This window comes from Devosia sp., from assembly GCF_039927955.1.
GTDB lineage: Bacteria > Pseudomonadota > Alphaproteobacteria > Rhizobiales > Devosiaceae > Devosia.
The window spans coordinates 24964-50457 of record NZ_JBDSUA010000005.1; the positions used below are offsets into that span (position 1 = coordinate 24964).

General features: G+C 61.4%; 32 protein-coding genes and 2 tRNA genes. 20 read left to right on the forward strand and 14 right to left on the reverse strand.

Going from position 1 to position 25494, the window contains the following annotated elements:
• The first annotated feature begins 45 nt into the window (after nucleotides 1-45).
• From ABIT12_RS01950 to ABIT12_RS01970, 5 genes are all read left to right on the forward strand, one after another.
• Entirely contained in the window at nucleotides 46-462 is a 417-nt protein-coding gene (locus ABIT12_RS01950; RefSeq protein WP_348042806.1) for a VOC family protein, read from the forward strand.
• Between the two features lie 129 nt (nucleotides 463-591).
• The gene (locus ABIT12_RS01955) at nucleotides 592-1068 is read left to right on the forward strand and encodes a D-Ala-D-Ala carboxypeptidase family metallohydrolase (protein ID WP_348042807.1); all 477 of its coding nucleotides are present in this window, start codon (nucleotides 592-594) and stop codon (nucleotides 1066-1068) included.
• 75 nt (nucleotides 1069-1143) lie between these two features.
• Nucleotides 1144-1218 (forward strand) — tRNA-Glu (locus tag ABIT12_RS01960).
• A 51-nt stretch (nucleotides 1219-1269) separates the two neighbouring features.
• A tRNA-Glu gene (locus ABIT12_RS01965) sits at nucleotides 1270-1344 on the forward strand.
• A gap of 171 nt (nucleotides 1345-1515) precedes the next feature.
• On the forward strand, nucleotides 1516-2292 hold the full coding sequence (locus ABIT12_RS01970) for an NAD kinase (protein WP_348042808.1): 777 nt from the start codon (nucleotides 1516-1518) through the stop codon (nucleotides 2290-2292).
• Here the strand turns inward: ABIT12_RS01970 and ABIT12_RS01975 are convergent, their stop codons facing one another.
• The 4 genes from ABIT12_RS01975 to ABIT12_RS01990 all read right to left on the reverse strand — a co-directional run bounded on the left by ABIT12_RS01975 (nucleotide 2293) and on the right by ABIT12_RS01990 (nucleotide 5423).
• A complete protein-coding gene (locus ABIT12_RS01975; RefSeq protein ID WP_348042809.1) occupies nucleotides 2293-3498 on the reverse strand; it encodes a DUF2336 domain-containing protein in 1206 nt (401 codons plus the stop codon).
• A 129-nt stretch (nucleotides 3499-3627) separates the two neighbouring features.
• Complete coding sequence (locus ABIT12_RS01980) at nucleotides 3628-3780, reverse strand: hypothetical protein (RefSeq protein WP_348042810.1); 153 nt, start codon at nucleotides 3778-3780, stop codon at nucleotides 3628-3630.
• 170 nt (nucleotides 3781-3950) lie between these two features.
• Nucleotides 3951-4781, reverse strand: a complete 831-nt coding sequence (locus ABIT12_RS01985; RefSeq protein WP_348042811.1) for a transglycosylase SLT domain-containing protein — start codon at nucleotides 4779-4781, stop codon at nucleotides 3951-3953.
• Nucleotides 4782-4844: 63 nt separating this feature from the next.
• Nucleotides 4845-5423 carry a nitroreductase gene (locus tag ABIT12_RS01990; protein ID WP_348042812.1) on the reverse strand — a complete coding sequence of 193 codons (579 nt, stop codon included), beginning with the start codon at nucleotides 5421-5423 and terminating at the stop codon, nucleotides 4845-4847.
• A gap of 226 nt (nucleotides 5424-5649) precedes the next feature.
• On the opposite strand from ABIT12_RS01990, the gene ABIT12_RS01995 reads away from it, so the two are divergent.
• Nucleotides 5650-6678, forward strand: coding sequence for a hypothetical protein (locus tag ABIT12_RS01995; protein ID WP_348042813.1), 1029 nt, complete (start codon nucleotides 5650-5652; stop codon nucleotides 6676-6678).
• Nucleotides 6679-6791: 113 nt separating this feature from the next.
• Nucleotides 6792-8609: a hypothetical protein gene (locus tag ABIT12_RS02000; RefSeq protein ID WP_348042814.1), complete on the forward strand. Its 1818-nt coding sequence runs from the start codon at nucleotides 6792-6794 to the stop codon at nucleotides 8607-8609.
• Between the two features lie 276 nt (nucleotides 8610-8885).
• Here the strand turns inward: ABIT12_RS02000 and arfB are convergent, their stop codons facing one another.
• The 5 genes from arfB to ABIT12_RS02025 all read right to left on the reverse strand — a co-directional run bounded on the left by arfB (nucleotide 8886) and on the right by ABIT12_RS02025 (nucleotide 12448).
• Nucleotides 8886-9317, reverse strand: a complete 432-nt coding sequence (gene arfB, locus ABIT12_RS02005; RefSeq protein WP_348042815.1) for an alternative ribosome rescue aminoacyl-tRNA hydrolase ArfB — start codon at nucleotides 9315-9317, stop codon at nucleotides 8886-8888.
• Nucleotides 9318-9328: 11 nt separating this feature from the next.
• Nucleotides 9329-9553 (reverse strand): hypothetical protein, encoded by a 225-nt coding sequence (locus ABIT12_RS02010; RefSeq protein ID WP_348042816.1) that lies wholly within the window; start codon nucleotides 9551-9553, stop codon nucleotides 9329-9331.
• A gap of 55 nt (nucleotides 9554-9608) precedes the next feature.
• Nucleotides 9609-11585 (reverse strand): threonine--tRNA ligase, encoded by a 1977-nt coding sequence (gene thrS / locus ABIT12_RS02015; RefSeq protein ID WP_348042817.1) that lies wholly within the window; start codon nucleotides 11583-11585, stop codon nucleotides 9609-9611.
• 99 nt (nucleotides 11586-11684) lie between these two features.
• Entirely contained in the window at nucleotides 11685-11996 is a 312-nt protein-coding gene (gene yidD, locus ABIT12_RS02020) for a membrane protein insertion efficiency factor YidD (protein WP_348042818.1), read from the reverse strand.
• Nucleotides 11996-12448, reverse strand: coding sequence for an iron-sulfur cluster assembly scaffold protein (locus ABIT12_RS02025; RefSeq protein WP_348042819.1), 453 nt, complete (start codon nucleotides 12446-12448; stop codon nucleotides 11996-11998). Before ABIT12_RS02025 ends, yidD begins: the two co-directional genes overlap by 1 nt.
• A 148-nt stretch (nucleotides 12449-12596) precedes the next feature.
• On the opposite strand from ABIT12_RS02025, the gene folE reads away from it, so the two are divergent.
• The 3 genes from folE (at nucleotide 12597) to hisI (ending at nucleotide 14617) form a co-directional block, all read left to right on the forward strand.
• A complete protein-coding gene (gene folE / locus ABIT12_RS02030; protein ID WP_348042821.1) occupies nucleotides 12597-13217 on the forward strand; it encodes a GTP cyclohydrolase I FolE in 621 nt (206 codons plus the stop codon).
• Between the two features lie 81 nt (nucleotides 13218-13298).
• On the forward strand, nucleotides 13299-14135 hold the full coding sequence (locus ABIT12_RS02035; protein ID WP_348042823.1) for an AraC family transcriptional regulator: 837 nt from the start codon (nucleotides 13299-13301) through the stop codon (nucleotides 14133-14135).
• A 35-nt stretch (nucleotides 14136-14170) separates the two neighbouring features.
• The gene (hisI, locus tag ABIT12_RS02040) at nucleotides 14171-14617 is read left to right on the forward strand and encodes a phosphoribosyl-AMP cyclohydrolase (RefSeq protein ID WP_348042825.1); all 447 of its coding nucleotides are present in this window, start codon (nucleotides 14171-14173) and stop codon (nucleotides 14615-14617) included.
• Here the strand turns inward: hisI and ABIT12_RS02045 are convergent.
• A complete protein-coding gene (locus ABIT12_RS02045; RefSeq protein WP_348042827.1) occupies nucleotides 14611-15357 on the reverse strand; it encodes a rhomboid family intramembrane serine protease in 747 nt (248 codons plus the stop codon). The genes hisI and ABIT12_RS02045 overlap by 7 nt on opposite strands.
• A 178-nt stretch (nucleotides 15358-15535) precedes the next feature.
• On the opposite strand from ABIT12_RS02045, the gene ABIT12_RS02050 reads away from it, so the two are divergent.
• From ABIT12_RS02050 to ABIT12_RS02070, 5 genes are all read left to right on the forward strand, one after another.
• Complete coding sequence (locus ABIT12_RS02050) at nucleotides 15536-16189, forward strand: PAS domain-containing protein (protein ID WP_348042829.1); 654 nt, start codon at nucleotides 15536-15538, stop codon at nucleotides 16187-16189.
• Between the two features lie 132 nt (nucleotides 16190-16321).
• The gene (locus ABIT12_RS02055; RefSeq protein ID WP_348042831.1) at nucleotides 16322-16954 is read left to right on the forward strand and encodes a PilZ domain-containing protein; all 633 of its coding nucleotides are present in this window, start codon (nucleotides 16322-16324) and stop codon (nucleotides 16952-16954) included.
• Nucleotides 16955-17020: 66 nt separating this feature from the next.
• Nucleotides 17021-17392, forward strand: coding sequence for a VanZ family protein (locus ABIT12_RS02060; RefSeq protein ID WP_348042833.1), 372 nt, complete (start codon nucleotides 17021-17023; stop codon nucleotides 17390-17392).
• A gap of 41 nt (nucleotides 17393-17433) precedes the next feature.
• Entirely contained in the window at nucleotides 17434-17907 is a 474-nt protein-coding gene (locus tag ABIT12_RS02065) for a hypothetical protein (protein WP_348042835.1), read from the forward strand.
• 127 nt (nucleotides 17908-18034) lie between these two features.
• A complete protein-coding gene (locus ABIT12_RS02070) occupies nucleotides 18035-18664 on the forward strand; it encodes a transglutaminase-like cysteine peptidase (protein WP_348042837.1) in 630 nt (209 codons plus the stop codon).
• Nucleotides 18665-18768: 104 nt separating this feature from the next.
• Here the strand turns inward: ABIT12_RS02070 and ABIT12_RS02075 are convergent, their stop codons facing one another.
• A complete protein-coding gene (locus tag ABIT12_RS02075) occupies nucleotides 18769-19089 on the reverse strand; it encodes a DUF6949 family protein (RefSeq protein ID WP_348042839.1) in 321 nt (106 codons plus the stop codon).
• A gap of 118 nt (nucleotides 19090-19207) precedes the next feature.
• Here ABIT12_RS02075 and ABIT12_RS02080 point away from each other — a divergent pair, with 118 nt between their 5' ends.
• A complete protein-coding gene (locus ABIT12_RS02080) occupies nucleotides 19208-19885 on the forward strand; it encodes a hypothetical protein (RefSeq protein ID WP_348042841.1) in 678 nt (225 codons plus the stop codon).
• A 21-nt stretch (nucleotides 19886-19906) separates the two neighbouring features.
• Here the strand turns inward: ABIT12_RS02080 and ABIT12_RS02085 are convergent, their stop codons facing one another.
• The 3 genes from ABIT12_RS02085 to ABIT12_RS02095 all read right to left on the reverse strand — a co-directional run bounded on the left by ABIT12_RS02085 (nucleotide 19907) and on the right by ABIT12_RS02095 (nucleotide 21912).
• Entirely contained in the window at nucleotides 19907-20125 is a 219-nt protein-coding gene (locus ABIT12_RS02085) for a DUF3126 family protein (RefSeq protein WP_348042843.1), read from the reverse strand.
• A gap of 94 nt (nucleotides 20126-20219) precedes the next feature.
• The gene (gene cysE / locus ABIT12_RS02090) at nucleotides 20220-21053 is read right to left on the reverse strand and encodes a serine O-acetyltransferase (protein ID WP_407065577.1); all 834 of its coding nucleotides are present in this window, start codon (nucleotides 21051-21053) and stop codon (nucleotides 20220-20222) included.
• A 76-nt stretch (nucleotides 21054-21129) separates the two neighbouring features.
• Nucleotides 21130-21912 carry an alpha/beta hydrolase gene (locus tag ABIT12_RS02095; RefSeq protein WP_348042847.1) on the reverse strand — a complete coding sequence of 261 codons (783 nt, stop codon included), beginning with the start codon at nucleotides 21910-21912 and terminating at the stop codon, nucleotides 21130-21132.
• 120 nt (nucleotides 21913-22032) lie between these two features.
• Here ABIT12_RS02095 and ABIT12_RS02100 point away from each other — a divergent pair, with 120 nt between their 5' ends.
• The 4 genes from ABIT12_RS02100 to ABIT12_RS02115 all read left to right on the forward strand — a co-directional run bounded on the left by ABIT12_RS02100 (nucleotide 22033) and on the right by ABIT12_RS02115 (nucleotide 25389).
• Nucleotides 22033-22278, forward strand: a complete 246-nt coding sequence (locus ABIT12_RS02100; protein ID WP_348042849.1) for a zinc-finger domain-containing protein — start codon at nucleotides 22033-22035, stop codon at nucleotides 22276-22278.
• Entirely contained in the window at nucleotides 22275-23516 is a 1242-nt protein-coding gene (locus ABIT12_RS02105) for an FAD-dependent oxidoreductase (RefSeq protein WP_348042851.1), read from the forward strand. Before ABIT12_RS02100 ends, ABIT12_RS02105 begins: the two co-directional genes overlap by 4 nt.
• 117 nt (nucleotides 23517-23633) lie before the next feature.
• A complete protein-coding gene (locus tag ABIT12_RS02110; RefSeq protein WP_348042853.1) occupies nucleotides 23634-24929 on the forward strand; it encodes a TCR/Tet family MFS transporter in 1296 nt (431 codons plus the stop codon).
• Complete coding sequence (locus ABIT12_RS02115) at nucleotides 24907-25389, forward strand: N-acetyltransferase (protein WP_348042855.1); 483 nt, start codon at nucleotides 24907-24909, stop codon at nucleotides 25387-25389. Before ABIT12_RS02110 ends, ABIT12_RS02115 begins: the two co-directional genes overlap by 23 nt.
• Nucleotides 25390-25494 lie beyond the last annotated feature (105 nt).

Below are 25494 nucleotides of genomic sequence, written 5' to 3' on the forward strand. Positions count from 1 at the left end.
TTGCTGACCCGATTATCTAATGAAATCAGCCCCGAGGAACCGGCAATGCAATATCTCCACACGATGGTGCGCATCACCAATGTCGACGACAGCCTCCGATTTTACTGCGAGGGCCTTGGCCTTGCCGAAGTGCGTCGTCACGACAACGAGAAGGGCCGCTACACGCTGATCTTCCTCAAAGCGCCTGGCGATTCGGGCAGCGAGGTCGAACTGACCTATAATTGGGACCCGGAGGAGTATACCGGCGGCCGCAATTTCGGCCATCTGGCCTATCGCGTGAAGGATATCTACGCGCTTTGCCAGCATCTGTCGGACATGGGCGTGGTGATCAATCGCCCACCGCGCGATGGTCACATGGCGTTTGTGCGTTCACCCGATGGCATTTCCGTCGAACTGATCCAGGATGGCACCCTGCCCCCGCAGGAGCCGTGGCTGTCGATGCCAAACACTGGCAAGTGGTAGACCTCGGCTAACGCTTTGCTAACCACGGCGATTAGGCCGTGGTTAGCGACATTGATCGTATTTTAGCGACTTCGAAGGACCCGGTATTGTGCGTTGCGCAACTGCAACAGCCGGGCCTGGGAAGTCGCTATGAACCGTCTTGTCGCACTCGCCGCCGTCCCCCTTGCAGCAGCCATGGTCCTGACCGGCTGCGTGCCGCTGGCCATGTTTGCCAGCAGCAGCGGCTCGGCCTATCGCGGTTTGAAGTCCGATTGGGGAACCTACGTGGCCAGCCGGGACGTCAATGCCCTGTGCCTGACGCCCAAGCTACGGCTCGCCATCTGGGATTTTGAAGGCCATTTCGGCCGCAAAGTGGTGATGAATTCGGGGTTTCGCGACGAGAGCCACAATGCGGCGGCCGGTGGTCAGGACAATTCCTACCACAAGAAATGCATGGCGGCGGACTTCCAGATCCCCGGCGTTCCCAAATCCGAACTGATCAAATTCGCCATGTCGAACGACAGCGTCGGCGGATTGGGCTGCTATCCCGCGCGCGATTTTATCCATGTCGATGTGCGAGACCGGCCACGCGGCTACCGTCGCCCCGTCACCTTCAGCGGCTGCTGAAAAAACCCGCCACCTTGATGACAAATTGGGGTTGCGCATCACCAACAAGCCAAATATACGAACCCAGCACTTAGCGCGCCCATCGTCTATCGGTTAGGACGGCACCCTTTCACGGTGCAGAGCGGGGTTCGATTCCCCGTGGGCGTACCATCCCTTCCTGTCAGGGATAGCCGCACTTCTAAGACTTCAGAGCCTGGCTACGCGCCCATCGTCTATCGGTCAGGACGGCACCCTCTCACGGTGCAGAGCGGGGTTCGATTCCCCGTGGGCGTACCAGCATCTTAGCAGCACATCTTCACAAATTGAATCAATGCCGGTTCCGGTCAGGAACGCGCGACATATCATCGGCAGAATGACCTTGAGGTCGAGTCTGGGCGATCACTGCGGCGCTTCCGCTGCGTGCCGCCCCATGCTAGGCAGACCGCGCAGTAACGGCGGGAGCGCTCCGTGACACCAGATTTCAGCGGCCGGATCGGCTTTGTGTCCAGCGGTACGCCCGAAGCCGACGCCGCCGCCAACGAACTCCGCGTCATCTATGGCGATACCCCGTTCAGCGAGGCTGCGGTTGTTGTCGCGCTCGGTGGGGACGGCCTGATGCTACAGACGCTGCACCGGGTCATGCGCAAGGGCATCCCGGTCTATGGCATGAATTTCGGCTCGGTCGGCTTCATGATGAATGCGCTGTCGCAAATCGACCTGTTAGAGCGCCTCGCTGCCGCGCAGCCAACCCAGATCTACCCGCTTTCGATGCAGGCACTCGACCGCTCAGGCGCAATCCATTCGGCGCTGGCACTCAATGAAGTATCGCTGTTTCGCTCCAGCTATCAGACCGCCAAGATCCAGATCGTGGTGGATGGCGAAGTGCGGCTGGACGAGTTGATCTGCGATGGCATCCTGCTGTCGACGCCTGCCGGCTCCACCGCCTACAATCTGTCGGCGCATGGGCCAATCCTGCCCATCGAGGCTCAGTTGCTGGCGATGACCCCGATTTCCCCCTTCCGGCCCCGCCGGTGGCGCGGTGCCATCCTGGGCAACCGCGCCACCGTCAAGTTCATTGCCCGCGAAGCCGAAAAGCGCCCGATCAGCGCCGTGGCGGACAATGTTGAATTCCAGAATGTGCTTGAAGTCACTGTGCGCGAAGACCGTAGCCAGGGCGTTACCTTGCTGTTCGATCCCGGCACGAGCCTGGAAGAACGGGTTCTGAGCGAACAGTTCCGCTACTGATCAGGCCGCCGGCAGGGCCAGCAGATTGTCCTGCCCAATAGCCGGGATACGCATCGGCGTAGTGGTCTCGCTGGCGAATGACGACATCACCCCCCGGGCAGCGCGGCGTGCCAGCATGATGTTCTGTTCGCTGAGGTAAGCGAAGGCCTCTTCCAGATCGCTCGGAATGACGCCGTCGTGTTCTACGATCAGTTCGTCGGTCAACGCGGTGACAACGAAATGTCGCGCTGCCACGTCGTCGGCCAGATCAGCCGAACGGGCATGCAGCACCAGCCGCACCAACAGATTGCGCACGCCCTCGCCCAGCCCGCAGCGGACGAGCAAAGCATTGAGTGCAGCACGGCTGCCATTTTCGAGCAGCGTGAAAACCTTCTCGCGCGGGCTCTCGCTTAGCTCCGACAGGCAATCGGCAAAAAACATCACATGGCCGCTGACAATGGAATGCAGCATGACCCGCGTGCTGAGCTGATCGGCAGCAACCAGCGCAGCGGCATAGACCATGCCCGGCTGCCCAGCTTCACGCTCTCCGATCACCGCCAGCGCCGTATCGGTGCTGTCCCGCAACAAGCGCGCCAGGCGGTCCGCCGCAATCGCACCTTTGACGATGCGCGCGCCAGCCAGCGCCTCGGTCACCTGATGCACCAGCAACAGTCGCGCCTCGGCCGGCAAATCCTTGCGTCCAAGCAGCGCCCCGCGCAGTTCAGCGTCATTGGCACAGGTTTTGGCCAATTCCAGCAGGCAGGCGTCGCCCAGCGCCACATCGGCACGACGCGCCAGTCGCATCGTTACCGGCCGCTCATTGCGGGCCAGCAGCGCCAATGCCAGTCGTGAACTCACGGCGGTGCGCAAGGTCATCGACAGCAGCATGGAGAGGTCTGCGCTTTTGACCAGGCCGATCATGTCGGCATCGATCAGGACCGGGCAATATTGCAGTACGGCGCGCGCGATAATGGCGCTGTCATGCAGCAGCGCCAGCATGATCGGGCGCGGCGCAGTGGTCGCGTGCAGCAGGCCATAAGCGAGCGCGGCGCGCACTTTGACGGAGCGATCGTCGAGGAAACCGATCAACGACGCATAGAGCGCCGCCTGCTCGTCAGCCGGACCATCATGGTTGAGATAGGCCAGCGCCGCCAGATGTGCCGCCGTACCGCGTTCCTCGCTGTCACTCGATTGCGACAAGTCAAAAAACTGCTGATACGCGACCATCGAACTCTCCACACACCTGCGGAGAACCCTAAAGAACAAGGTTTAAGGAACGGTTCACCATAATCGAACGCTAGAAACGAAAAAGCGCGATGGAAACCACCGCGCTCGGTTAGCCTTTGGACTTCTATGTCAGACGGCGCTGGCCACGAACTGGAACAGCGAACTGGCGGTGGCACTCACTACGAACACCAGGGCCCAGGCACCCGCTGCGAGGCCCACAATGGTCCAACCGCGCGGAATGGGACGGCGTACGGTTTTTGCGGCAGAAGAGGCATGTTTCATCTCAGAACTCCTCCGTTCCAGACTGGTGTTCCTTGCCTCCCGATTAAGCGCCGGGGGTTTTAACGAGTCGTAAATTGGCTCGCTAAGGCTTTCTGCAAACGCCTTCTTTCATGGACGCTTTGGAACACTGGCTAACGAGATATTAACGGCGCACCGTCGGCGCCGTTCCGCTACTTCGCATAAAGTTGAGTGAAGAACGCACTGCCACCGGCGTCCGGCGCCGCTTCCAGCGGCGTCGACACACCCGTTTCGGGCTCGGTGCGGAACAGCCCGGTGAACGACATGTTCTCCGGCGAGAACCGCGACGGCAGTGCATGCTCGACCGGTCGGCCGGTGGATTGGCTCGGCTGGCTGGCCATTTGCTGCACGTTGAAATTGGTCGACGCGCCGCCGTTCACATCGTGCTTGGCCACCAGCGCGCGATACACATCGCGAATGGTGCGCGCCTGCCCGCCAGAGTAAAATATCGCCTTGTTGGCCGCTGCCTGCTTGGGGAACAGATCAGCCGCGATCTGATCGGGATCGCTCAACCCGGCGGTGAACATCTTCTCGGCGCCCTGCGCTCCCAGAAAATGGGCGATATAGAGTTCACCGGCGCTCGGCATCCGCCCGAACTTGGCGCGCAAATAGTCGCCGTTGGATTTGGTATAGGCCGCCGCCAGATCGGAGGCGATCTGCGGATCTTCGCGCAGTTTCAATATCTTGGCCCGCATATCGGGATCAGCCACGGTATAGCCGCCATCGCCATCTGACTGAATCTGATCCGCATATTGGTTGTAACCAAGCCGTGGACCTTCCTGCTTCATCACCTGCATCCAGGTGCCGGAGAGGAACTGGAACAGCCCGGTGGCGCTGGAGGTGCCGGCCTTGGCCGTGGGGTCGAGGCTGCTTTCGCGCATCGCGGTTTGCAGCAGATAATCGAAATCCACCCCATTCCTGTCGCCCGCAGCGTTCAGGACATAGGCCAGACTTTGTGGAACTGCGATCGCTTGCACGGCCATCGGGCGACGGTCTTCCCGGAATCACTTTGCGTTAACATTGCGCTAATGTTGGTTAACCCCGCGTTAACCCTGCCAACGCGTAACGACAGCATCCAGGTCGGGACGGGGACGATCCTCGATTACAGCGGTCGGGGTGCCGATATGAACGAACCCGACGAACCGTTCGCCCGGCCTGGCGCCGAGCATCGCGGCAGCAGTTTCATCATAGGCGAACCACCGCGTCACCCATTGCGCGGCAAAGCCCAGCGCATAGGCGCCGTGGACGAGGTTCAGCGCCACATTGCCGGCCGAGATCAACTGTTCGAACTGCGGTATCTTGACGTGCTCCTGCGCCGTCGACAACACGCCGATGGTCAGTGGCGCGGGCAGGAACTGCCGACGTTCATTGTTCAGCGCCGCCTCTTCAATAGCCGGGTTCTTCGCCTTGGCGATCTGCGCCAGTTTCTCGCCGGCAGCGGCACGCGCGTCGCCATCGATCACGACCAGCCGCCACGGCGCCAGCTTGCCATGATCAGGCACTCGCGTCGCAATGGTCAGCAAGGTCTTGAGCTGGCCGGCATCCGGTCCGGGCTCCTGCAGAAACGCCAGGCCGACGGAACGGCGGGTCAACAGATAGTCGCGCACGGCGGCATTGGCAGGCATCTTGTGTCCTTTGGCTCGAACGAGCAGCAGTCATTCCACAATCTCTCGCACAGGTCACCGGCCCTGCCGAACCCGCCCACATGAAATCGCCGTGATGGGCGCGCCAACTGTTTCAATCCTGCTGGCGCTATGACACAGCTTCTCCCCAATCTGCACCTAGCTTTCGCCGCAAGAATCCGTTGTCTTGCAACGGCGAGCTGCACATGGCCTGTGCGAGGGAGACGACATGCGGCTGAAACACTGTCTGGCATTGCTGGTATTAGCCTTGGCGCCGCTCGGCGTAGCCTTGCCGATGTCGATTCCAACCGCTGCCTTTGCCCAGGACGCCACAAGCGAAATGCCGCCAATGCCCAAGGCCCGCCCAGAGCACAACCCGGGCGATCCGGTGTTGCCGGCCGATGCCAATAGCAATCCCGACGAAGTCGATGCGCCCGCACCCGCACCGGTGCCCGCTGACAACCCGGCCACGGCCGCCATCTCAGCCGCAGCAGCAGCACCGCAGCCAGTGACACTGACCGCCAGCATCACCGATGGCGGCGCGACCATTCCCGATGGCCTGGTCTGGCGCATCTTTGACACCAAGACCGACGCCGCTGGCGAACTGGCGCTAGTGGCCAAATCTGACTCAGCCACTGCCAAGGTTGAACTGCCGCCGGGTGAATACGTGGTTCACGTCGCCTATGGCCGCGCACAAACCAGCGATACCCTGACCGTAGTGGACGGCGACAACACCAAGGCTATCGTGCTCGGCGCAGGCGCACTGCGCCTCAACGCCGCCATCGACGGCGACATTCCGATCCCGATCAACCTGGTCAGATTCGACCTGTTTACCGCCGGCTCGGACGCCGACCGCCAGATGGTAGCGGAAAACCTGGCGCCCAATGACATCGTCACGCTCAATGCCGGCACCTATCACGTGGTGTCGCATTTCGGCACCATCAATGCCGTTGTGCGCGCCGACCTGCGCGTCGAAGCCGGACAATTGACCGATGCCACGCTCTATCACCATGCCAGCCAGATCTCGTTCAAGCTGGTGTCCGAATCCGGCGGCGAAGCCATTGCTGACGTTGAATGGACCGTCAAAACCGCCGATGGCGCCACTGTGTTCACCGATCTCGGAGCGTTCCCGGCCACCGTCCTGGCGGCGGGCGACTACCTCGTCCTCGCCAAGCAGGGCGACAAGGTGTTCAACCGCGAGTTCCAGGTGCTGCCCGGCGCCAGCAAGGAAATCGAAGTCCTGACCACGGTCTACTGACGGCAAGCAAGCTGGCCGATGACCATGCCCGGCATCCCCCCTTTAGGTATTGCCCCGTTGTGCCGATTGGACCATCTTGCGCACCAAGCCTGCCACCATTGGAGAACCGTACGATGAATTGGAAATTTCAATCGCGCAAACGCCTGGCGGCAGTGGCCGCAGCATGCCTGATCTCGGTGGCCCTCCCCGCCATACCGGCCACGGCAGCCAAAATCAAAGACAAGGGCGCCTCGGGCGGCATGGCTCAGCCGGCCGCCCCCGCCGCACCGATGGAATACAAGATCGACATCCCGACCATTGAAGCCATCGGCGCCAATGTCAGCGACGCAGTGTTGCGCGAAATCGCCAGCGGCAATATCGCCGGCCATGCCGAAGAACTGGCCAAGCTCGAAGCCACCAGCATCACCATCCCTTCGGTCACCATGACCTTCTCCGCACCCGGCGCCGACGGCGCGGTGGTGAGTAGCGAAGTCACCTATCATGATCTGGTGCTCGACAAGGTTGTCGGCGGTGTTGCCACCAGCACCTCGATTGGTGGCGCGGACGTTTCCAGCAGCACCGGTGAGTTCAAAGCCAGCTTCGGCAAGATGTCGACCGGCACGCTCGATATCGGCGGCACCCTGGGCATTTATGGCCTGGTCCCCGCAGCGGCCGACGCAGGTTTCAAGCCGATCTACACCGATCTTGCCATGGCGGGCGGCACGCTCTCGGCGACCAACGTCGATTGCAAGATCGGCGCGATCAGCGTCGCCTCCTTTGAGGCCAGGCCGCTCAAGACCAGCTTCAGCGAGATGATGAAGATCGCTTCCGACATGGAAGCTCAGAAGGGATCGCCCTCCCCTGAATCGATGGGCAAGGTCTTCAAGATGTATGCCGACTTCCTGACCGCGTTCAAATCGTCGCCGATGGACTTTGGCGGCATCGATTGCTCCGGCAAAACCGATGATGGCCAACCGATGACCATCGCGCTTGGTGGCATGACCATGAGTGGGTTTGAACCCGGCCACTACCCGGAAATTTCGCTGAACGACATCAAGGCCGATGTCGGCACCGACGGCAAATTCAGCCTCGCCAACTTTACCTCCAAGACCTTCGATCTCACCAGCGTCATCGCCGCCATCGAAGCGGCGCCCGCTGCCGTCGATGAGGCCTGGTTGACCGCCAATGCCCGCAGCCTGATCCCGTCCTATGCTGGCCTGTCGTTCAAGGATTTCGCAGTCGATGCGCCCAATCCGGACACGCCGAGCGAGCGCGTCAAGGCCACGATCGCCGGCTTTGATCTGTCGCTGGCCAAATATCTCAACGGCATTCCAACCGCGATTACGAGTTCGGCCAGCAACGTGGTGATCGGCATCCCGACCGATACCACCGACGAGCAGATGAAGACCTTGATCGACCTGGGCGTTACCAAGCTCGACCTGGGTTTCGGCCTTGACCTGGCTTGGGATGAAGCCACCCAGAGCATTGCGATCAACGACCTGTCGCTGACCGGTGCCGATCTGGCCACCGTCAAGCTGGCGGGCGGCCTGGGCAATGTACCCACGGCGCTGTTCTCGATAAGCAATGACGAAGCGATGGGCGCTGCCATGGGCATTGTGGTCAAGACGCTCAATCTCGACGTGCTCGACGCGGGTCTGTCTGACCTGATCCTGAAGCGCGCCTCAGCCGATCAAGGCATGGACCCAGCCACCATGCGGACCGTGTTCTCGAGCCTCGCCGAAGGCACCATCATCAGCTATCTGGCCGGCGCCGCCGAAGGCGGCAATGTCGGCAAAGCCGTCAGCAAGTTCGTTTCCGGTACCGCCAAGTCGCTCAACATCAATCTGGTTGCCAAGGACGAACCGGGCCTGGGCCTGATGGACTTCATGGCCGCTGAAAGCGATCCGACCCAGTTGATCGGCAAGGTCAACATCACTGCGACCGCGAAGTAGATTTGCTGGCTCTGCTCCCCTCTCTGAGGAGAGGAATGTTCACTCTGGATTCTGGGCGCAGCCAACTCACCCCCACCCCTGTCCCCTCCCCACAAGGGGGAGGGAGACCTGACTGTTACTTCGATTCCTGCGGAAAATCCGCAGTCGTCTCCCTCCCCCTTGTGGGGAGGGATCAAGGGTGGGCTACGCGCGCCCGCCCAAGAGTTTCAAAATAAAAGTTCCCCTCAAGCGAGGGAGCCGTGCGGCGCACGCGGAAACAGCGGCACCTTGTCAGGCTTACTCTTCCTCGACGCCAGTGCCGCGCATGCGCTTGATCGCGCCGCGCTGCGCCTTGCTTTCCAGCCGCCGGACCTTGGAGCCCATTGTCGGCTTGGTCGCCACCCGGGGCTTGGGCGGAATGGCCGCCTGCCGCAGCAACATCACCAGTCGCGCCAGCGCTTCCTGACGATTCTGCGGCTGTTCGCGGTAGGTATTGGAGGTGATGACCAGAACGCCGTCCTTGGTCAACTTGCTGCCGGCAATGCCGATGGCCCGCAACTTGAGCCCCTCCGGCAGGGACGGCGAGTTGCGCAGATCAAACCGGATCTGCACCGCGCTCGAAACCTTGTTGACGTTTTGCCCGCCCGGGCCGGAGCTGCGGATAAAGCTCTCGGAAACCTCGGTGGGATCGAGAAAGATGGTCCGGGTGATGGCGATTGGCTCTACCACGGACCAGCCCCTCAGCGCTTGGAGCGGCCGCGCCAGGCCTGCTCGTCGTGAATGTCGATGCCCTTGTCGGTAATCTTGTATTTATCCGCCGGGCCGGCGGGCTGAATCCAGCCTTTTTGCAGCATCAGTCCAAACACTTTTTCGCCGATGTCCGTGAAGTCATCGGGACCCAGCACGCCATCGGCGCCCATATTGCCAAGGACTTTGAGTTCGCGGTTGCTGGGACGTTGCGGCATGATCGGTCTCTATAAAAAGCCCGCACGGCAAGGCCATGCGGGCTCGATTGACGGGTTAGGCAGCAGCCTGCTTCAGGTCCGGCGCAGTGCCTTCGGCCATCAGCGCCACGATGGCATCCATTGCCGGCATGACCTTTTGGCCTTCGGCACCCAGACGACGCACCGACACAGTGCCCTCGTCGGCCTCGCGCTTGCCCACCACAAACATCAGCGGCACCTTGCCGACCGAGTGCTCGCGCACCTTGTAGTTGATCTTCTCGTTGCGCACGTCGAGCTCGGCCCGGATACCGGCATCGCGCAACTGGCGGACCAGCTTTTGCGCATACTCGTCGGCTTCCGAAACGATGGTTGCAACGACCACCTGGGTCGGGGCCAGCCACATCGGCATGCGACCGGCATAGCTTTCGATCATCATGCCAAGGAACCGCTCCAGCGAGCCGAAAATGGCGCGATGCAGCATCACCGCGAACTGGCGCGAACCGTCTTCGGCCACATAGGTGGCGTTCAGGCGCTCCGGCAGCACATAGTCGAGCTGCAGCGTGCCCACCTGCCACGAGCGCCCGATGGCGTCCTTGAGGTGGAATTCCAGCTTGGGCGCATAGAACGCTCCCTCGCCCTCGGCGATCTCGAAATCATAGCCGGTGGCGCGCAGCGCATCGCCTAGCGCCTTCTCGGCCGCGTCCCAGCGCTCGACGGTGCCACCGAACTTTTCCGGACGGGTGGCCAGCTTGATCACCACATCGGCAAAGCCCATGTGCTCGTAGACCGAGTACAGCAGATGCACGAAATGCTCGGTTTCGGCCTGGATCTGGTCTTCGCGGCAGAAAATATGCGCGTCGTCCTGGGTCATCTGCCGAACGCGCATAAGCCCGTGCAACGCGCCGTGGGCTTCGTTGCGGTGGCAGCAGCCGAACTCGGCCATGCGCAGCGGCAGGTCGCGATAGGACTTGATGCCCTGGTTGAAAATCTGGATATGGGCCGGACAGTTCATCGGCTTGAGCGCCATCAGGTCGCTCTTGCCCGACAGCACCGGACCTTCATCATCGGTCCCCGGCACTTCATCAGGCACCACGAACATGTTTTCGCGGTACTTGCCCCAGTGGCCCGACTGTTCCCAGAACTTGGACGACATCAGCTGCGGAGTTTTGACTTCCACATAGCCCGATTTGTTCAGCCGGCGACGGATATAGGCTTCCATCTGGTTGTACATGACGAAGCCCTTGGGATGCCAGAACACGCTCCCCTGCGCTTCGGGCTGGAAGTGGTAAAGGTCCATCTCCTGCCCGATCTTGCGATGATCGCGCTTTTCCGCCTCGGCCATCATGTGCAGGTAGGCGTCGAGTTCTTCCCTGGTCGCAAAGGCAGTGCCGTAGATGCGGCTCAGTACCGGATTGTTGCTATCGCCGCGCCAATAGGCGCCGGCCACCTTGGTCAGCTTGAACGCCAGACCAACATCCTTGACCGAACGCATATGCGGGCCACGGCACAGGTCGATCCACTGACCCTGCTTGTACATCTTGAGCGATTGGTCAGCCGGAATGGCATCGACCAACTCGACCTTGAAGTTTTCGCCGCGGGCATTGAAGAAGGCCTTGGCCTGATCGCGCGTCCAGATTTCCTTGGTGAAGGCAGCACCGCGATCAATGATTTCGGCCATCTTCTTTTCGATGGCCGGGAAATCCTCTTCCGAGAACGGCTCGTCACGCTTGAAGTCGTAGTAGAAGCCGTTGTCGATCACCGGACCGATGGTGACCTGCGTGGTTGGCCATAGCTCCTGAACGGCTTCGGCCAGAACGTGGGCCGCGTCGTGACGGATCAGACCCAGCACATCGGCCGAACCATTGTCGCGCGTTACGAACTCGATCTTGCCATCGGCCTCCAGCGGATCGGAAAGATCGCTGAGCACGCCATTCCAGCGCATCGCCACCGTCTTCTTGGCCAGCGACTTGGAGATGGATTCGACCACGGTGGTCCCGGTGGTGCCACGCGCAAAATCGCGAGCTGCACCGTCGGGGAACGTCACCTTGATCATTTTAGTCTCCATGAATTCAGTTGGCTCCGGCGATCATCGCCGGAAGGCCGGTTGTCTAGCACGGTTTGCGCGCGTTGCCAGCCCATAGCGCTGTGGCGCCTACCGCCACCGCCCATAACTCCAGGGCAGATACCACTTGGCTCCCGCCGGGATCGTCTCAGGCACCGGATCATAGCCATGCGTGCCGCCCGGGCGGCAGCGGCTGAAGCGGGCAAATCCCATCCAGCCGCCGGGCCAGAAGCCGTATTTCCAGATCGCTTCCTGGGTAAATTCCGAACAGCTCGGCGCATGCCGACATGTCCGCCCGGCAAAGGCCGAGAGCGTGTAGCGATAGATGGTGATCAGAAACACGGCCGCGAATTTGAACGGCAAGTCGATGATGAACCATAGCCAGTAGGTGAATCTATGCATCAGGACGCAACGCTAACCGATTCCGCCGGCTGCACTTTTGCCAGCGCATCGGCCACCGCATCAAACACCAGGAGCGTTGAAACATGCCGCGCCCGGTAGTCCCGCACCGGCTCCAGATATTTGAGGTCGCCCCATTTGCCGGCTGGCGGCATACCATTGTCCTTGAGCATGGCGTGCATCTGCGCGCGGAGACCGAGAAATTCTGCGACCGGCGTGCCGACAATCTCCCGCGCCACGATGGCAGTCGAGGTTTGGCCCAGCGCACAGGCGGAAATCTCGTGGCCGAATCCGACAATGACCGCATCGGCAACCCGGACATCCACCTCGATCAGCGAGCCGCAAATCCGGCTCACTTTTCGCGCCGACGCATCCGGATTGGCCAGCCGCACCGCCTTGGGGGCGTTTGCTGCAATATCGAGGATCTTTTCGGAATAGAGATCGCTGAGTTCCATAAACCGAACAATTCTGTTTCTTGTGAGCGTGGCACCACCTCCTATATAAGGTGCTGCAACCGGACTGTCAGGGCAAGGCGACGCTCTATTTGTGGTCCAATCGCGATTGCCGCGCGTTATAGCGAGGCCCAAAGCGAAGGAACTGAGCATGGACGCCAGCGTAACGCCGATCACGGCCGCCATTCCGGGTGACCTGCCCGTCCGTCCCACCCAGGAAGAAGTCGAAGCAGCGGTACGCACCCTGATCGCCTGGGCCGGCGACAACCCCCACCGCGAAGGCCTGCTGGAAACCCCTGCGCGCGTCGCGCGGTCCTATAAGGAACTCTTCGCCGGCTACGAACAAGACCCCAGGGCGATCCTGCAAAAGACCTTCAAGGAGGTCGGCGGCTACGACGATATCGTGCTGGTGCGCGATATTCCGTTCTCTTCCCATTGCGAACACCACATGGTGCCGTTCGTGGGCAAGGTGCATATCGCCTACCTGCCTCATGATGGCGTCGTCGGTCTTTCCAAACTTGCCCGCCTGGTCGAAGTCTATGCCCGGCGACTGCAGACGCAGGAAAACCTGACGGCGCAGATCATTGACGCCATCAACGAACACCTTGGCCCGCGCGGCGCCGCCGTGATGATCGAAGCCGAACACATGTGCATGTCGATGCGCGGCGTGCGTATCCATGGCTCGGCGACCATTACCCACCGCTTTACCGGGGTGTTTGCCGAAGACCGCGTCGAGCAGGACCGGTTCTTTGCCATGATCGGCAAGCGCTGACCGCACTTGCCTAAACCGCAATCCCAATCAAGTCTTGTGGGGTGGCCTGTGCCATAGACGGCGCTTGAACGCAGGAAACCCATGTCCGGCATTGCCAAATCCATCTGGTATATCGAAAGCCGCTTTCGCCAGGATGTCAGCCTCGACGATCTTGCCGATATGGCCGGCATGTCCAAATTTCACCTGTCCCGTGCCTTCAGCCTGACCACTGGCTATACCGTCAGCGGCTATCTGCGTGGTCGCCGGTTGACCGAAGCCGCGCGCACCCTGGCTGCCGGCGCACCCGATATTCTCGCTGTCGCGCTGGATTTCGGCTATGGTTCGCACGAGGCCTTCACGCGCGCTTTCCGCGACCAGTTCGGCCGAACCCCCGAAGAAGTCCGCCGCCAAGGCAATCTTGATGGGCTGCGGTTGGTGCAACCCATGTCCATGCACCCCGCCACTCCATCGACCTTGATCGAGCCAAGCATTGAAACCATTGGTCCGCTGCGTCTCGCCGGGCTGATCAGCCGGCACCCCGTTCAAACTGGGGCGAGCATTCCCGAGCAATGGCAGCGGTTTCAGCCCTTCCTCGGCAATATTGATGGCCAGGCCGGCGGCGGCAGCTACGGCGTCATTGGCGAGGTGTTTGACGACGGCACCTTCGACTATTTCTGCGGCGTCGCGGTCACCGATCCGGCCGATCTTCCGCCCGAATTGACCGGCATCGAAATCTCGCGCCGGCAATATGCCCGCTTTACCCATCCCGGCCACGTCACCACCATCCGCGCCACAGTCCACCACGTCTATGCCAACTGGCTGCCCACTGCCGGCCGCGTTCCCGATCCGGGCTGCGCCATGATCGAGCACTATGGCCAGGACTTCGATGGTCGCACCGGCTTCGGCACTATTGAAATCTGGCTGGGGCTCAAAGGCTGATTGGCAAGTCCGGCCGGGAGCGCTAAAACCCGCCCATGACCCTGACCTTCACCGATCCCAAAACCCTGACCCACGAAGAACTCGACGAAGGCACTGCCTTCGCGCCGCGTTTTGACGCCAATGGGCTCGTCACCGCGATCACCATGGAAGCGGGCACCAATGAACTGCTCATGGTCGGCTTCATGAACGCCGAGGCGCTGACGCTGACCATCGAAACCGGGTTCGTGCATTACTGGTCGCGGTCACGCGGCAAAATCTGGAAAAAGGGCGAAACCTCGGGCGAACTGCAGCGCGTCGTCGAACTGCTGGTCGATTGCGATCAGGACGCCATTCAGGTCATCGCCGAACAGACCGGCCGCGGTGCTGCTTGCCACACCGGCCGCAAGACCTGCTTTTATCGTCGGATCGAGACCGGCGATGGCGCTGTCGCGCTCAAGGACACCGGCCTTGTGCCGCTGTTCGATCCCAGGCAGGTCTACTGAGGTGGCATAACGCGGCGTTCAAACAGCCCGACCAGCAGCAGGCCGGCGATAAAGCCGCCGATATGGGCCTGCCAGGCGATCTGCAAATCCGAGCCAGTGAGCAGCGGCAACAACGGCACCGCGCCATTGGCGATCAGCCAGAACAGCGTGAAATTGCGGGCGCGCGGTTCGCGCATCAGGCCGCTCAGCGACGCCAGGCGCTGGCCCAGAATGATCCGCTTCCCTGTCGTCGGGTCTTCGCTGACCAGCAGCGGCTGGAACATGAAGCGCACCGCCGCGCCGGTCAGTCCGGCAATGCCGCCGGAGGCACCGACCAGAAACTGTCCGGTATAAAGCGTCGTTACCGCAAATAGCGCGGCGCCAGCGGCGGCGCACAGGAAGAACATCACCAGCGTCGGCACGGACCCGTAGCGACGGGCGACGGGCGTCGCAAAAATAGCCAGCCAAGCCATATTGAGCAGCAGATGCTCCCAGCCGGCATGGAGCAGCGCGTGGGTAAATGGCGTCCATAACAACGGCAGAGCCAGATCGATTTGACTGCTGGCGGCGGTGATCCGTGCCGGCAAAAATGCAAACCAGAACACCAGTTGCTGCTGACCCGCTTCGTTAAGAACCAGGGTTGCCGCAATATGAATGGCCACCATCAGGCCAATCAGGCCGGTGACCACATTGGGGAGCAAAAAGATCGGCTGATGCTCGCCATTGCCCCGATTGCGGGGATTTGGGCCCTGCTCACTCATACTCTGTCTCCGACTCGCAGGCGCTGCGCCTTCTCCCCGATGTTTTCCACATCCCGGCTGCCGCGTTAACCTTAAGGATTGTTTAAGGGCGCTTTTACCCGCCGATTTTGCCAATCTCGGTTTTGCGGCGGACGTTCCAGACCAGGAACCTCCCGAACTGTCAGCTGGGTTGGGGCGAATGAAAAAATCGAGCACGAAGACGCTGTACGACTACTGGAATGGTATCCGTGGTTCGCGCAGCGCGCCTGACCGCAAGGACATCGATCCGACGCGCATTCGCGACGCGCTCGCCAATACCTTCATTCTCGAACTCGACGACAGCAACGCGTTCACGTTCCGGCTCGCCGGTTCGCACCTCTGCACCGCCTATTCCCGCGAACTCAAGGGGCGCTCGTTCAACGCGCTCTGGCATGAGCGCGACAAGGAGGCCATGGGCACGCTGATCCGCGCCGTCACCGAGGATCATGCTGTGGCGCTGGTAACCTTTCAGGGCACCACCGCGGTCAATACCAAGACCAGCTTTGAAACCATCCTGATGCCACTGCGGCACAATGGGTCGACCCAGACCCGCCTGCTTGGCGCCATGACCGCAGTGGATGAGCCCTATTGGCTTGGCGTGCAGCCGATTCTGGAGCAGCGCATCACCGGCCTGCGCCTGATCTGGCCAGACGATGTGGCGTCCGATGATCTGGGGCGTGACGTGGCGGCCAAAGTCGCCGGCGAGGTGGCTTTCAGCCAGTCCATGGCTCCAAGCGGCATCCCTGCCATGGTCTATGGGCGCTCGGCCCGCCGCTATGCGCATCTGGCAGTAATCGATGGGGGGCGGCAGTAAACCTGCCCCTTCCCGCAAACCGACATTTTTGCCTGATTTTGCAGCAAGCTGCAGCGCCCATTCTTACTATGCGTTAACCAAAAGCCGATAGCTTACCGGGGATAACCACACCTCCCAACGGTTGGCGGGCGCATGCTCAGCGACGACATTCCCTCCCCGCAGTTCATCGCCCCTTTGCGCACCCGCGCTGAAAAGGCGAAATATCAGCGCGTCAAAGTCTCGGTGCTGGGCCGCTACATGCTGGCTGACCGCCGCGAATTTCCGTGTCAGGTGCTCGAAATGTCGCCCGGCGACGCCGTCGTCATCGCCCCGGCCTCCGGCCTCGAAGGCGAAAAGGTCATCGCCTATCTCGACCACATCGGCCGCGTCGAAGGCACCATCCTGTCGCCCATGGATGGCGGCTTCGTGATGGATATCACTGCTTCCGATCGCAAGCGCGACAAGATGGCGGCCCAGCTCACCTGGCTGGCCAACAAGGATATCCTTAATCTGCCCGAGGATCGCCGCCACGAACGTGTCGTGCCCGACAACCGCCACTCCACCGTGGTGCTGGACGATGGCCGCCGTTACAATTGCAAGATCATCGATATTTCGCTGTCCGGCGCCGCCATCGAACTGGCGGTTCGGCCGGCCATGGGCACCCCGGTGACGTTGGGCCGCATGCGCGCCCGCGTCGTCCGGCATTTCCAGAATGGCGTGGCGGTCGAATTCGCCTCGGCCCAGGAAATGCTCACTGTCGTGCAGCAGAACCTGCGGATCAACTAGCCCAACGCATTGGCGATATACGGCAATGTGTGTCGTCAAACCGTCATCATTGGCCTAGGGTCCGGCATGCGCCCACGCCTGCTCTCATTGCTCCCATGGCTCCTGCTCGTCGCAATTATCGGCGCGACGCTGTCGCCCATCCAGTTGCGGCCCCGAACGCCCGAGCCGGCTCAGGTCGAACGCTTCCTTGCCTATGCCTTGCTGGGGCTGAATTTTGCCGTCACTTTCCCAAAACATTGGCTGTTTACGCTGATCGGCTTGCCCGTGCTTGCACTGGCACTTGAACTTGGCCAGTTGCTGACCCCGGATCGCCATTGGGGCATGGCCGACCTGATCGCCAAAGCGTCGGGAGGGGTGGTCGGGCTGGCACTCGGACTGGCTCTAGTGTGGCTGGTAGCTTCGGTGCGCCACCGCACTGCACCTGCCCCAACCCCATGATCTGCAGACGCACAGCCGTTTTCGCGGCGGCTGTCCTTGCCATGACCACGCCGGTCGTCGCCGACGGGCGCGCTGACTGGCAGGACTACGCCTGGCAGACCATTGCCTATTCCGATTGCCCTGCCGCCGCGACGGACGCCCTTGGCCTGTGCCCGGCCTATCACCAGAAATGGGATTGGAAGCGCAACCAGTGGGTCGATATCGCCTTCCGCTTCAATCCCGCCAATGGCAAATTCATCCTCTCGCAAACCCTGACCAATAACGACCGCGCCGATGACGATGATGTCTGCGTCACGGCGCTGTTCGTGGATGCCAAGGGTCATGATCTCTACGTCTATCACCAGAACTGGCACAGCCTGGCGCGCGACGCCATGCGGCAGACGCTGCGGGCCACCTTGCGGCGCAGCATTTTCGCCACTGCAACCAAGGTGATCATCGGCTCCAAGCAGTGCCGCCGGGGCGCCCAGCAGGACGACGACAAATTTGCGGCCGTCAAAGCCACCATCGGCCAGTAAGTGCCTCGCCGGCCTGGTTAATCCGAACTGAATTCAGTCGATAAAACTTGCATAAAAACTGCATGGCAGTTTTCGGATCGACGAAATCGGCCCCCTTTAGGTTGGTCTCCATCAGGGAGATCACCAAATGCTCACACCGAAAAAGGGACTGCGAGGCGCCATCTGCGGCGTACTGATCGCGCTCTTTGCCGTCGCCACCCCGGCGCTGGCGCTGGACACCAACAATATCGCGTTCGTGCAGACCGCCAGCAAGCCAACCAGCATTCCGGTTGGCGCTGCCGAGTTCTGCAAGTCGCATGCCACCGAATGCCTGCCCAATGCCCATGTCGTTGAACTTATGGAGTTGACCCCGGCGCGCTGGACCCAGCTGCTGACCATCAACGCCAATACCAACAGCGCCATCGTTCCGGTCACTGACCAGGATCTGTATCACGTTGCCGAATTCTGGACTTACCCGAACGGCTATGGCGATTGCGAAGATATCGCGCTGGCCAAGCGCCGCGACCTGATCAATGCCGGCTGGCCCGCCAGCACGCTGTTGATGACCGTAGTGCGCCAGACCAATGGCGATGGCCATGCCGTGCTGCTGGTCCGCACCGATCGCGGCGATCTGGTGCTCGACAATCAGGAAGGCGCCATCAACGTCTGGAATGCCACGCCCTACCAGTACATCAAGCGCCAGTCGCAGGCCAATCCCGGCCAATGGGTCGACATGTTCGACAACCGTCCGATCATTGTCGCTGCCCTCGCCAAATAATCAGTTTCCGGACCCCGCCCCCTACCCCTGATAGGGGTCTGATGAATGAAGCCCGCCTCGGTTCTCCGAAGCGGGCTTCATTGTTTCTGGAATCTGAGAAGCAGTTAGTAGCGGATCGCCACGTAAGCGCCCATGAACAGTAGTCCGGTGATAAAGGCCCAGCCAAATGCCACCATGGCCGCGACCAGTGCGGAACCGACCGACAGCGTGCCGTCGTCCTCCTGGGTCCAGCCAAGTTGCAGCATCAGATACGGGCCGCAGATAAAGCTCATCGCCACATTGCCCATCGAGGCAACAAAGGTTTCGCCATCATAGCGCAGCAACGCGCGCTGGCGCGACACCCATTGATAAAGATGTGTGCCCGCCCCCGCGACGCACAGCCCAACACCCATGATGAAAGCCGCCAAAAGCAGTTCTTTGACCATCCAAGCCGTCCCCACTGTCCGTCGCTTGAACCCGCGCGGACTTATTAACCCTTCATTAATCATATTGACCCCCCTATCGACTGTCACCCCTTCTCGGCAAATCTGGTTAACAGCGGCGATGAGCACTCAAACCGTCCCCACCAACCCACCGCGGCAGGTCCATTCCATCGGCTACAACCTTGCGGGCATTGCCATTTTGGTGCTGCTGCTGGCGGTCGGTGCGGCCTATCTGGTCGATGGGCTGGAGCGCGCGGACAAGGTCCCGCCACCCAACCAGGCCGATATGCACAAGATTTCCGTGACCATTTCGGGCCAGGAGCTGGCTATTCCTGCGTCCTGGTTCCGCTACGAAGGGCAAATGCAGGAAGGGTTTTCCAGCCAGATCGATTTGCGGATGACACTGAAGTCGCGCGACGGTGCAACCAGTTTCCCGATCGACGTGACCCTGGTGCCCCGTAGCCGGGCACGCCCCAGCAGCGTGCTGCTCGATGGGGTCTATCTGCACCAGTTCGACAAGGCGGTGGTTTCGGGCGTGCCGGGCCTGGTGGGCAAGCCATTGCTGGCCAACGCCGGCTTCAGCGGCGAAACCGTTTGGTACGACGCGCTGTCGCCCAATCCATTCGTCGCCAAATGCCTGGCGCCAGTGGAAAAAAAGCTGGATGGGCGCTGCCTGCGCACGGTGTATCTGGAAAGCGGCATCGCGGCGATCTACAGCTTCGATGCCAAGGCTTTGGTGTCCTGGCAGAGTTTCGATACGCAAATGCAGAAGTGGCTGGCCGAGATCGGGGCCATCTGACCCCGACCCGACAGATCGGCCTTAGCTGATGTCTTCGAGATCGATATCGAGGATCGACATATTGAAAATGTAGGACTTGTCGCCATCCTCGTCATCGAGATGGATCAGACCGATCGACTCGTCACCGATAAACACCTCGACGGAATCGTTGAGCTTGGCGCGCGGGCGCACATCAATATTGCGGTTGCCAAACTTGAGCTGCAGAAATTTTTGCAGCTTGATGATTTCGGGGTGGTTCACGGGTTTGTCCTGCTTTTATGGCGATGCGCAACTGTAATGCCTGACGCCGCAGGGGCAAGCCCCACGGCCCGGCTTTAGCGGTGAAAACTTCAGTTCAGCCGTTGAGATCGTGAACCGTGATCATCTGGTCCATGACCAGCGCCGGCTGGGCGCAACCGGCTTCGCCAATCACTTTGGCCGGAACGCCGGCGACGGTGACCCGCGGCGGCACTTCCTTGAGCACCACAGAACCGGCACCAATCCGCGAGCAATCGCCGACCTTGATATTGCCAAGTACCTTGGCCCCTGCCCCGATCAGCACGCCATTGCCGATCTTGGGGTGACGATCCTGGTCCGACTTACCGGTGCCGCCCAGGGTGACCCCCTGCAGCAGGGAGACATTGTCCCCAATGGTCGCGGTTTCACCAACCACCAGCCCGGTGCCATGATCGAGCATGATGCCATGGCCGATCCGTACGGCGGGGTTAATGTCCACCTGAAAAACCTGGCTGGCGCGGCTCTGCAGATAGAGCGCAAAATCCCGGCGCCCGGCCTTGAACATGGCATGGGCAAAGCGATGGGTCTGGATCGCCTGATAGCCCTTGAAGAACAGCAGCGGCTCGACCGCCCGATGACAGGCGGGGTCACGCTCCAGCGTCGCTGCCAGATCGACGCGCGCGTCAGCGCCAACGCCGGGATTATCCACTAGCGTTTCGGCGAAGGCCTGCCGGATCAGGTCTGCAGAAACGTCGTCATGGTCCAGCCGTGCCGCCAAACGATGGGCAAGCGCCTGCTCGAAGGTGTCGTGATTGAGAATCGCGGAGATCACCATATTGGCCAGCGACGGCTCATTGGCCACGATCTGCCGCGCACCGGCCCGAACGGCCTCCCAGACAGGATCAACCGATTTGATCTCCGCCGACTTCTTGGCGCTGGCGCTCATCGCAATGCTCTCCACGTATCGCTGAATACCGATATAAGCCATGTCGTACCTGGAAACAAATCCCTCGCGCACATTTGGTTCACTACTGATGGCCTGGCGCGAAATTTCGTCCCAGGAAAGCCAGCACCGCCTCCTTGAATTTTGGATCGCCCGTCGCCCGCATATGATCGCGCTTGGCAATGACGAACGCCTCCCCTTGCGGCAGCAGATCGGCCAGTGCCTCCGGCGGCCCGGCCATGACATCCTCGGCACCCACCGCAACCAGCGCCGGCACATCGATGCGTCGCACATCCGAGCGCGGCATCGGGTCGCGCGAAGTTTCCATACAGGCCGCCAGCGCCGCGCGGTCGGCCTTGGTGTGATCGGCAAAAATCCGGAATTGCCGCGCCGTTGGATGGGTCAGTTCGGCCAGCGTCGGCGCGCGCAACCCCGCAATGATGTCGTTGCCGTCGCTCAGGCCGTTGATCAGATTGATCCCCATGCCGCCAAACACCGCACAGATCACCCGCTCAGGATTGGTAAAGCTCAGAAACGCGGCGATCCGCGCGCCCATCGAATAGCCCATCACGATTGCCTGCCGGATGCCCAAATGGTCCAGCAGCCGCAAAGCGTCATCCGCCATAGCTTGGGGATGATACAGTTCCGGATCATATGGCTTGTCCGACAATCCATGCCCCCGATTGTCGATGGTGATCGCCTGGTATCCGGCCTTGGTCAGCGTATCGACCCAGCCCGTATCGAGCCAGTTCACCTTGCCGCTCGAGGCGAAGCCGTGAATGCACAACACCGGCGGGCCTTCACCATAGACTTCATAGGCCAGCATCAGGCCATCGGATTGAAATGTGGGCAAGCTGGTCTCCTGCATGGTACGTCGTCATCGCCCGAATGAGCACAAACTTCAACCGGAACGGCAGCCAAACCCTTTCATTCCCGCCTGCCCTTCGCTAATGTCCGGCCAACCAAATCACCCTTGCAGGTCTTCTCTATGGCACACGGCACCACGCCCCATTTCCACAATACCGAGGGCCTTGCCCGGATCGCTGTCGGCTCCAAGGAATTCCAGTGCGTCGGCGCCCTTCCTCCCTTCGATCATCCCCATATCTATCTCGACATGGGCAAGGACAGCGAAGTGGTGTGCCCCTATTGCTCGACGCTCTTTGTTTATGACGCAGCCCTTGCCGTGGGCACATCGAACCCGCTTTCGGCCATTTTTCACGCCGACGCGGCTTGAGCCAACCCGATAGCCCGGCCCCCGGCCGTACCTTCTATATCGTCGGTGCCGGCATTGCCGGGCTGACGCTGGCCTTGGCCTTGGCCAAGTTCGGCGCCACCGTCGTGGTGCTGGAGCGCAACGCCGCCATATCCGAGTTCGGCGCCGGCCTGCAGATCAGCCCCAACGCGCGCCGCGTCCTCAATCAGCTTGGCCTCGACAGCGCCATCGCCGCCAAAAGTCTCGAACCGTCAGGCATCGACATTTTCCCTTATGGCCGCAGGAAGCCACTGGTGACCCTCGCTTTGGGTTCTGCCGTCCGCAGCGAATTTGGCGAACCCTATGTGGTGATGCATCGCGCTGATCTTGTTGACGCGTTGTTCAAGGCCTGCCGACGCTTCGCCAATATCGACATTGTCTTCAACGTGCGTGAATGGGACGCCATCAGCCACGCCCGTGGGGCCTCGATCACTGTCGATCAGACCACCGGCGGCGGCCGCAGTGGCCGCGCCTTCGCAGTTGTTGGCGCCGACGGCGTCCACTCGCAAGCCCGAACCCGGCTGCTCGAAGGGCCTGAAGCCAAATATGCTGGCCGCGCCGCGTGGCGCGCGCTGGTGCCGATGGCGGAGCTGAGCGATGTGCTGTCCACCGAACGCACCTCGGTGCTGTTCGGCCCGGACTTTCACCTCGTGGCCTACCCGCTGCCGCACCGGGGCCAGTTCAATATCGTGCTGTTCTCCAAAATGCGCGTCAGCCAGGCCCGCAGCAACAAGGTCCAGACCACCCCGGCGCTGCCGCGTGCCCTTCTGCCAAGCGCCCGGCTCAACGCCATTCTAAGGGCAACCAGGACCCACTGGACCTTCTGGCCGATGTATAAGGTCGACACGCCGCGCTGGTCGGCCGGCGCCATCGGCCTGATCGGCGATGCCGCGCACGCCATGCTGCCATTCCAGGCCCAGGGTGCAGCGATGGCCATCGAGGATGCCGCCATTCTGGCGCCGCTGCTGATGACCGAGCCGGACGCCGTCAGCGCCTTTGCCCGCTATGAGACAATCCGCCGGCCGCGTGTTGCCAGAGTCGCCCGCACAGCGGGCGCCAATGGCAAAATCTTCCATCTGAAATGGCCATGGACGATTGGCCGCGATCTGGTGCTCCGGCTGCAGGGCCCCACCAGCCATTTCAGGCGGCTGCGCTGGCTTTACGACTACCACGTCGCCCCGGAGACAAGTGGCAAAGTGATTTCACCACCCCCCCGTTGAACGGCATTCGGTCTTGCTTTGACCACCACGCCTGTGTCAACTGCGCGTCATAATTAGGAAATCAGCGACCACCGTATGCCGTCAACAGCCCGATCAAGACTGACTCTGGCCTGTATATTGGTCACGATTCTGCTCGACATGGTTGGTGTCGGCATCGTCGTTCCCGTGCTGCCTGAATTGCTCAAGGAATTGACCGGCGGCAGTGTCGCCGACGCCGCAGTCATTGGCGGCTATCTGGTCTTCGCCTACGCTTTCATGCAGTTCGTGTTTTCGCCGGTTCTGGGCAATCTGTCTGACCGCTTTGGCCGCCGCCCGGTGCTGCTGGCCTCACTGCTTGGGCTGACCTTCGACTACACCATGATGAGCATCGCGCCCTTCGTCTGGTATCTGTTTATCGGCCGCATCATTGCCGGCATCTCCGGCGCCGCCGTTGCCACCGCCACCGCCTACATGGCCGATATCACCCCGCCGCATAAACGCACCCACCGCTTCGGCCTGATCGGCGCCGCCTTTGGGCTGGGCTTCATCATCGGCCCGGTCATCGGCGGCGAACTGGGCGCCTGGGGCCCACGCGTCCCGTTCATGGCCGCTGCCGGCCTTGCCATCACCAATTTCTTCTTTGGCCTGCTGGTGCTGCCGGAAAGCCTGCCGAAAACCTCGCGTCGCAAGTTCGATATCCGCCGCGCCAATCCGTTTGGCGCGCTGGCGTCGTTGCGCCAGTATCCGGTCGTGCTCTGGCTGCTGGCCATCTTGTTTTCCTTCTCGCTGGCGGCACAGGCATTGCCATCGGTGTTCAGCTATTTCACCGTCGAAGTGTTCAATTTCACCTCCAGCCAGATCGGGCGATCGCTCGGCGCCTTCGGCGTCGGTTTTGCCATCTGCCAGGCCTTTATCGTCGGCCCGCTGGTCAAGCGCGTCGGCGAAACCCCGGTGGTGTTCCTTGGCCTGTTTGCCGCCATTGCCGCCTTTGCCGGCGTCGCGTTCACCAGCGAGGTCTTCTATCTCTACGTGTTCATCATGGTCGGGGCGATCAGCGGCCTTGCAGCGCCCGCCATCAATGGCGTGCTGTCGCGCCAGGTGCCCGATAACGCCCAGGGCGAGTTGCAGGGGGCGGTAAACGCCTCCAATTCGCTGGCAACCATCATCGGCCCGCTCGCCGCCACCCAGATTTTTTCCTATTATACCCACTCGCCCAGCGCGCCCGACTATTTCCCCGGCGCGCCATTCATCGCGGCGAGTATCGCCGTCGTACTGGCGCTGGTGCTGTTTGCGCTGGCCAACTGGCGCTTTGGGCTGTCGCGGCGCCCCAGCATTGCCGACAAACCCATCGTGCCGGAAATGGCCCCGCCCGGTCAGATCCTGGTCCCCCGCGACGAAGCCGGCAAACCCGATGCAAATCCGCCTCGCCGCTAAGGCCGATTATCCCGCCATTCTCGCCATCGTCGCTCCGGTACTGCGCGCCGGACAAACCTATGCCTTGCCGACCGATTTCACCGACGCGCAAACGCTGGCCTATTGGCTCGGCCCCACCCACGAAGTGTTCGTCGCCGAGGCCGATGGCGAAATTCTTGGCACTTACTACCTGATGGCCAACCAGCAGGGCGGCGGCAGCCACGTTGCCAACTGCGGCTACATCACCGCACCGGCCGCCCAAGGCAGAGGCATCGCCCGCCAGATGTGCCAGCACTCGCTGATCCGGGCGGCCGAACGCGGCTTCCGGGCCATGCAGTTCAACCATGTGGTCTCGACCAATACCCGCGCCGTGGCGCTGTGGCAGTCGCTGGGCTTTGCCATTGTCGGCACCCTGCCCGGCGCGTTCCGTCACCCCCAACACGGCTATGTCGACAGCTACGTGCTGTTCAAGACGCTTTAGAGCCCAACCAAGCATTTACCATCGCCATCACGGCAACGGACTGGGACAAGTAAAACTCCATAACTTCATCCCATTTTTACGGATAACTGTGAAAAGTACTCGCAT